Origin of the sequence: Sedimenticola selenatireducens (assembly GCF_007625115.1) — a bacterium.
In the GTDB taxonomy this organism is placed as follows: Bacteria; Pseudomonadota; Gammaproteobacteria; order Chromatiales; family Chromatiaceae; genus Sedimenticola; species Sedimenticola selenatireducens_A.
This window is the reverse complement of sequence record NZ_VMNH01000013.1, coordinates 248,654-255,211: the sequence shown is the minus strand read 5'-3', so window position 1 is coordinate 255,211 and position 6,558 is coordinate 248,654. Positions and strand designations below refer to the sequence as shown.

Here is a 6,558-nt window from a genome sequence, read left to right as displayed (position 1 = left end):
AGCCGTGCCGTCAGGCACACCTTAAACAAACGACTTGTGTTGCTGCGCAACGCTTGGTGGGTTACGCAAAAGACGCTAACCCACCCTACAGTTGAGCTTAAGTAAGTGCCATTCGACTCCGACCCCTGCCCTGCCCTCGTATAAATTCTAAAATCGATATTCTCCTCGTCATTGTCGTTTCACTACACTATAGTGAAACCCATACCGTTGGAGGCAGAGTATGTCCATCTCAACATTTGAACTCTTCAAGATTGGCATAGGCCCTTCAAGTTCCCACACAGTGGGTCCGATGAGGGCTGCCAGGCGCTACACACTCAGACTCAAACAACTCAAATTACTGCTTGAAACGCACAGGATTAAAGTGGAATTATTTGGTTCACTGGGCGCTACCGGAAAAGGCCATGGGAGTGACAAGGCCGTCTTATTGGGTTTAGTCGGAGAAGAACCAGACAGCACCGATATCGAGCAAATTGAAACCAGACTAGCGGACATTCGTAATTCAAAACAACTCAGTCTATCCGGTCAACACAGCATCGGTTTCAATGAAACATCAGACTTGATTCTGCACAAAAGAAAAACACTCCCTTATCATCCCAATGGCATGCAATTCAGTGCTTTTGATGACAGTGGGCTACTACTGGATACCCAGAACTACTACTCCATTGGTGGGGGTTTCATTGTTGACGAAGCTGAATTGGAAATAAATAAGATCCCCCAAGATATCAAACAAGTACCCTATCCTTTTACTACCGGTGATGAGTTGCTTGCGCTCTGTAAATCGACAGGATTTAGCATTAGCAAACTGATGCTGGAAAATGAAAAGACCTGGATACCAGAAGATCAAATAAAGAAAAGCCTCCTCACTATTTGGCAAGTCATGCAGGAATGCGTCACACGCGGATGCCATACTGAGGGAATTCTGCCGGGAGGCATGAAGGTCAAGCGCAGAGCGGCTGGACTCTACAGAAAGCTTAAGGCCGAATCTGAACGGGGGGCAAGTCCTCTCAGCGCCATGGACTGGACCAATCTTTACGCCCTGGCAGTCAATGAAGAGAATGCTGCGGGTGGCAGGGTGGTAACGGCTCCAACCAACGGTGCCGCCGGGATCATACCAGCCGTACTTCACTATTATCTGCGCTTTTGCGAGGGCGCTGATGATGAGAGTGTAGTCAGATTCCTGCTGACTGCAGGTGCAATAGGCATTCTCTATAAAATTAATGCCTCGATATCCGGTGCCGAAGTCGGTTGTCAGGGAGAAGTGGGCTCGGCTTGTTCTATGGCGGCCGGCGGTCTTACTGAAGCCCTCGGTGGCACCCCAGAACAGGTGGAAAACGCGGCCGAAATTGGAATGGAGCACAATTTGGGGCTGACCTGCGACCCCGTTGGAGGCCTCGTACAAGTACCCTGCATCGAAAGAAACGCCATGGCCGCAGTCAAGGCCATTAATGCGTCCCGCATGGCGCTTTATGGGGATGGGAACCACTTTGTCTCCCTCGACAAAGTAATCAAGACAATGCGTGAAACGGGTCTCGACATGAAGACCAAATATAAAGAGACCGCCCGTGGAGGATTAGCGGTCAATATTGTTGATTGCTAATCCAACTATCAATGCTGTGAATATTTTGCTTCAGCAATAGAGCGCTCCGCCAACTCTGGATCCTGGTGTTCCTTAGGCATTGATAGGTGATAAGGCAAACTGTAGGGTGTCTCAGCCAAAGCAATTGCCCCAGACTCGATAAGCCGCTCAATGACTGACCCCATTGTCTTCAGATAATTTTCAGGGACATTATCCTGATAACGACTCGCCACGTAATCTATTAATTCTTGCAGTGTATGCTGACCATCAGCCAATTGAATCACCAGGCCCAACCAAGGCTCAAGTGGAATAAGGGAATGTGGTGGTAATTTCTCAAATACACTGACCTGACCTTTCACATCAGAATAGACCAGTGTGCGATAAAAATAATTTGATAAATCCACGCCTAACCCCTGTCTAAGAACTTAATCTGCACTATTATCCTCAAACTACAGCCACGCGTCACTTAACAAGTTAATTCTTTTATCAAAAGCCTAAACTTTGACCCAAATGTGTCGCTACCCTTACTAGTTTTTGTTTATTAAAAACGCAAGGAAAGCCAGATAATTATCAATAATTATCAGTCAGTTAACGGAAATCATCCTCAGAGAAAAAGATGCGCAAAAAGATTTTGACAGAGCAGTTAATCGTCGGAATGTTTGTAGAGCTACCACTCTCCTGGACAGAACACCCCTTTCTCAAGAATCGTTTCTTGATAAAGAATCAAGACCAAATTAAAAAGATCAGGGCCTGCGGAGTCAAGCAGGTCATGATAGACACCGAGCTCGGTGATCCGAAGGCACTGACCGCTGATCAGGACAACGCGTCCTCCGAAATTGTACTCGACCCCAAGGGTCAAGAAATACCGGCCATCTGGAATCCAGAAACACTTGTACCTGATGCTTTATTCGAAGCAATGAGTGACGCCAAGATGGCCTCTGAGCTGAAAGCCAAAGCGGTTTATGATCATTCAAAAACCATGATAGAACGACTCCTTGAAACCCCAACCGCTGAGAACATTGTTACCAGTAAAAAGGTGATCGCCTCTATTACCGATCTCGTGCTCACTGATGATCAGACTGCCAGCAACATGCTACGCATCACCTCCCATGATTTCTACACATACACACATTCAGTCAATGTCGGCATCACATCTATCATGCTATCAAAAGCACTTTTCAAAAACTCCGATGCCCACAATCTCCATGAGATGGGCGCCGGATTTTTTCTGCATGATCTTGGAAAGGTCATGGTTGATGCCGATGTGATCAATAAACCCGGTAAACTGACTGATGCTGAGATGGCGCACATGCGTATCCACCCCTTCCAGGGATTTAAGATTCTAAAACATGCCAACGCCCTATCCGACGAATGCCGCTGTATCGTTATGCAACATCATGAATATGATGACGGGTCGGGCTACCCTAAGCACCTCAAAGGGAAAGAGATTCATCGTTATGCCAAAATCTGCTGCATTGCCGATGTATTCGATGCCCTAACCTCCGAGCGCTCCTACAAGAAGGCGATGAAACCGTTCGACGCCCTGAAACTGATGCAACAGCAGATGTCAGCACATTTTGATAAGGAGTTATTTGCTGAGTTTGTTTTGTTGTTTAAGTAAGACATAAAAAAACGGGCTCATAAAGAGCCCGTTTTCCCACTTGCACTGTGTACTTTTCAGCTTATGCTTTTCTGCGACGTGCGCCAGCACCTAAGAGCAGCAAGGTACCGCCGAACAGCGCCAAGGTGCTGGGCTCTGGTACGTTGAATACAGCACTACCGTCGTGGTTGCCAGTTAAGGTAAAGGTACCATCCAGGTTATCTGTAATACTGATCTGAGATGCATTGGTGTTAAAGTCAGCCAAGAATCCAATTTCCATCAGAGGAAGACCCGTGCCATCGCAATTCAACCATATATCATAGAAACCGGTTGCGCCATTACAGGTTGCACCATCTGAATTAAACATGTTGTACATGCTTACAGGAAGCGCATCTACATTGGTAAAGTCGACTACACCGGCTAACAGAGTACCACCGCTACCCGAAGCCGCACCGGTAACTTTAATATCCATGAAGTTAACAGTGGTTAGACCATTATCGGTACTGTAATACAAATCGAAGTTACCAACCGGTCCATATGCCAACTCAAGACTGACATTTGGCGTATACTGTACAATCTGTCCGGCCAACCCAGTAAAGCTAAAACTAAGTTGCCAACCAGGTGTGACTGGAGTTGTAGGCCCGTAACCGTTGTCGTTATTGGTTAAATATCCGCCACCAGGATTAAATCCGGTTACCCGGTTAAAGCCGAAAGCGCCTACCGCCAGGCCACCACTGGTGGTAACAGTATCACCAGCATCTATACCATTCGCATCAGTATCTGTAACGGTCGTTACTGATTGATAGGCGTAGGTAATTTCATTCTTAGATGAGGTACAGGTATCACAGGCCTTATCAGTAGTTACCGTAGTTCCCCCATCCCAGTTTGTCCCTGTGTCTACATAAAAGGGTGAGGCTACAGCTGACCCGGTCAGTCCTAACAGGCTAAGTGCAAGTAGTGTCTTTTTCATCATTCTCATTCCTAATGCTGAATAATTGTTCGTGTGCCTAACAGAAAGCACCATCTATGCCAATATTTATATCTTATTGTTTTTATTATTATTAATTGCCGACGGCTGACCAATAATACCGTTTAAATCAAAAATATGTAAAAAATACTGACAGATCATAATAAAGGGGCCTCAACATCATTTCTTAGCATGCGCATACAGAAGACGGTACGATTTTATTCGCATTAATCCAATAAAAGTAATTACTTAGCGGGTTTCCATACTTTACCTTAAGTCTCTACCCAGGATAACCAAGGATTCGTGTCCTATATTTTCGCTCATACTACTAGCTTAACCCAAGAGTGCGATTATTAATCCGTAAAATATTTTGACAACACGCAAACAAACCACCTAAACCAATGAACAAGGTCATAATATGAATTACTATCGTACGGTATGCTTTCTTTACAGAGACTGACTTGACGCATCGGAGCGAGGCAGGTTTTATCAATGGAATCTATGAAACCCCATTTATTGGTTATTGGCGCAAGTGGACAGCTTGGCAGCGCCATACTGAGACGAATAGCTATAGAGGGTGATATTGCTGCGACAGCCTTTGTCCGTTCCAGCTCAAATTATCAACTGCCCAGTGCAGAAAATATCTCTCTGCATACGGGTGATCTGACTGACTTCGACAGTGTAAATGCGGCTTGTCGGCAAAAAGTATCGCATGTGATTGCGACGGCAAGTTCTATTGTGCCACGCAAAGGTGATTCTTTCGGAATTGATGACCTCCTCTTTTATGAGAATATTATTCGCGCCTGTAAAGAGAATCACATTGAGCACCTTATATATATATCGGCGTTCCCCTCACCCTTTGATGATCAGGTACCAGAATTTGTTATCAAACGTCAGATTGAACAGATGATAGTGGCCTCTGGCGTTCCCTATACTATCTTTAGAGGGGCGGCCTTTATGGATATCTATTTTGCTGTCATGGGAAGCCGTGCGGTAATGCAGGGTGTTGGCCATCCCACCCTTTTGCGTGGATACTGGCTTTCGCGTCTCTGGTCTTCTTTAACCAGTGGCATACTCGAAAAATATGGTATCGCACTACTACCTGGAAACGGTAAGACTAGACAGTCATTTATCTGCATTGATGACGTCGCCAACTGCATGCTTCATGCCGTAAACCAACCTGGACTGATAAACCAGATCATTGATTTGGGAGGCCCTCAAGCCATCTCATGGCGAGAGGTCGCTGATCTTTATGGTCATTTACTGAATAAAAAAGTCATGAAAATTCCCTTGCCCATCTGGCTACTCAAGACACTTGAAGTCATCATGCGGAAAGGTACGCCAGCCGGAGCAAATATGATGAGTATTCTCGCGCTACTCGGACACTATGAGTTCACACCCGACATGAGCCAGCTTACTCATCAACTGCAGATTAAATTGACAGATAGCCGATCTTTTATCGCAAAAAAGCTCGCAGAAACAAAATTGTAAAGATCAGATAAAGTACCTATTTTACTCAGAGCAGGTGGAATAAATAATGAGTGGTTTCGATTATAATCTTGCATTTTCACGCAACCATGGCATCACCTCGGATCAGGAGCAGATGCGGCTTAAAAATGCCACTGTGGCAATTGCGGGTATGGGAGGTGTTGGAGGGGACTATCTCATAACGCTAGCAAGGGCTGGCGTGGGTAATTTTAAAATCTCTGACTTTGATGAATTTGAAGTCGGTAACTTCAATCGCCAGTACGGCGCCACCATGTCGGCAGTCGGCAAACCCAAAATGTCTGTCATGCATGATCTGGCTTTGGATATCAATCCTGAATCAAATATTGAAACCTTTGGGGACGGCATTAACGAATCAAATATTGATGCTTTTTTGAATGGCGTGGATGTCTTTGTTGACGCTGTTGAGTTCTTTGAAATTGAGACCCACAGGATGATCATTAACGCCTGTAGGGAACGGAATATACCTGCCATTTTCGGGGTGCCGCTGGGCTTTGGTGTCGGTCTGCTTATTTATACCAATGAGGGCATGTCATTTGATGATTACTTTGATATTGACTATTCAGCATCCCTTGAAAACCAGGTATTAAAGATGTCCCTTGGATGCGCACCCGCGGGCTTCCATTTGAAATATGTGGACCCTGAATCGGTCGATCTAAGCCAGCGCAAAGCACCCAGTATCGCCAGTGGCTGTAAACTGGCTACCGGAATGGTCATCACCCAGACATTACTCGCAATTCTTCACCCAGAAGAGTTGAAACCGATCCCCTACTATACCTGCTATGACGCACGCCTTAACAAACTTAAGAAAGGCACACTCTGGTTCGGCAACAAAAATCCGATTCAGAAAATTAAATTTTCAATAGCGAAACGGTTGCTCGGATTGTAAATTCAGCATACTAAACCTAA

Annotated in this window: 6 protein-coding genes; 4 read left to right on the top strand and 2 right to left on the bottom strand. The window is 45.4% G+C overall.

Features of this window, described 5'->3' with window-relative positions; all coding sequences use genetic code 11:
- Positions 1-220: 220 nt before the first annotated feature.
- A complete protein-coding gene (locus FHP88_RS12100; protein ID WP_144359323.1) occupies positions 221-1,597 on the top strand; it encodes an L-serine ammonia-lyase in 1,377 nt (458 codons plus the stop codon).
- 8 nt (positions 1,598-1,605) lie between these two features.
- On the opposite strand, the gene FHP88_RS12095 is transcribed toward FHP88_RS12100, so the two are convergent.
- Positions 1,606-1,980 (bottom strand): hypothetical protein, encoded by a 375-nt coding sequence (locus FHP88_RS12095; protein WP_144359322.1) that lies wholly within the window; start codon positions 1,978-1,980, stop codon positions 1,606-1,608.
- A gap of 212 nt (positions 1,981-2,192) precedes the next feature.
- Between FHP88_RS12095 and FHP88_RS12090 the strand changes: the two genes are divergently transcribed.
- Positions 2,193-3,197 (top strand): HD-GYP domain-containing protein, encoded by a 1,005-nt coding sequence (locus tag FHP88_RS12090; protein ID WP_144359321.1) that lies wholly within the window; start codon positions 2,193-2,195, stop codon positions 3,195-3,197.
- A 61-nt stretch (positions 3,198-3,258) separates the two neighbouring features.
- Here FHP88_RS12090 and FHP88_RS12085 read toward each other — a convergent pair whose 3' ends face one another.
- Complete coding sequence (locus FHP88_RS12085) at positions 3,259-4,146, bottom strand: PEP-CTERM sorting domain-containing protein (RefSeq protein ID WP_186297702.1); 888 nt, start codon at positions 4,144-4,146, stop codon at positions 3,259-3,261.
- Between the two features lie 489 nt (positions 4,147-4,635).
- Between FHP88_RS12085 and FHP88_RS12080 the strand changes: the two genes are divergently transcribed.
- The gene (locus tag FHP88_RS12080; RefSeq protein WP_144359319.1) at positions 4,636-5,634 is read left to right on the top strand and encodes an SDR family oxidoreductase; all 999 of its coding nucleotides are present in this window, start codon (positions 4,636-4,638) and stop codon (positions 5,632-5,634) included.
- A gap of 46 nt (positions 5,635-5,680) precedes the next feature.
- Positions 5,681-6,538 carry a ThiF family adenylyltransferase gene (locus FHP88_RS12075; RefSeq protein ID WP_144359318.1) on the top strand — a complete coding sequence of 286 codons (858 nt, stop codon included), beginning with the start codon at positions 5,681-5,683 and terminating at the stop codon, positions 6,536-6,538.
- Positions 6,539-6,558: the final 20 nt, after the last annotated feature.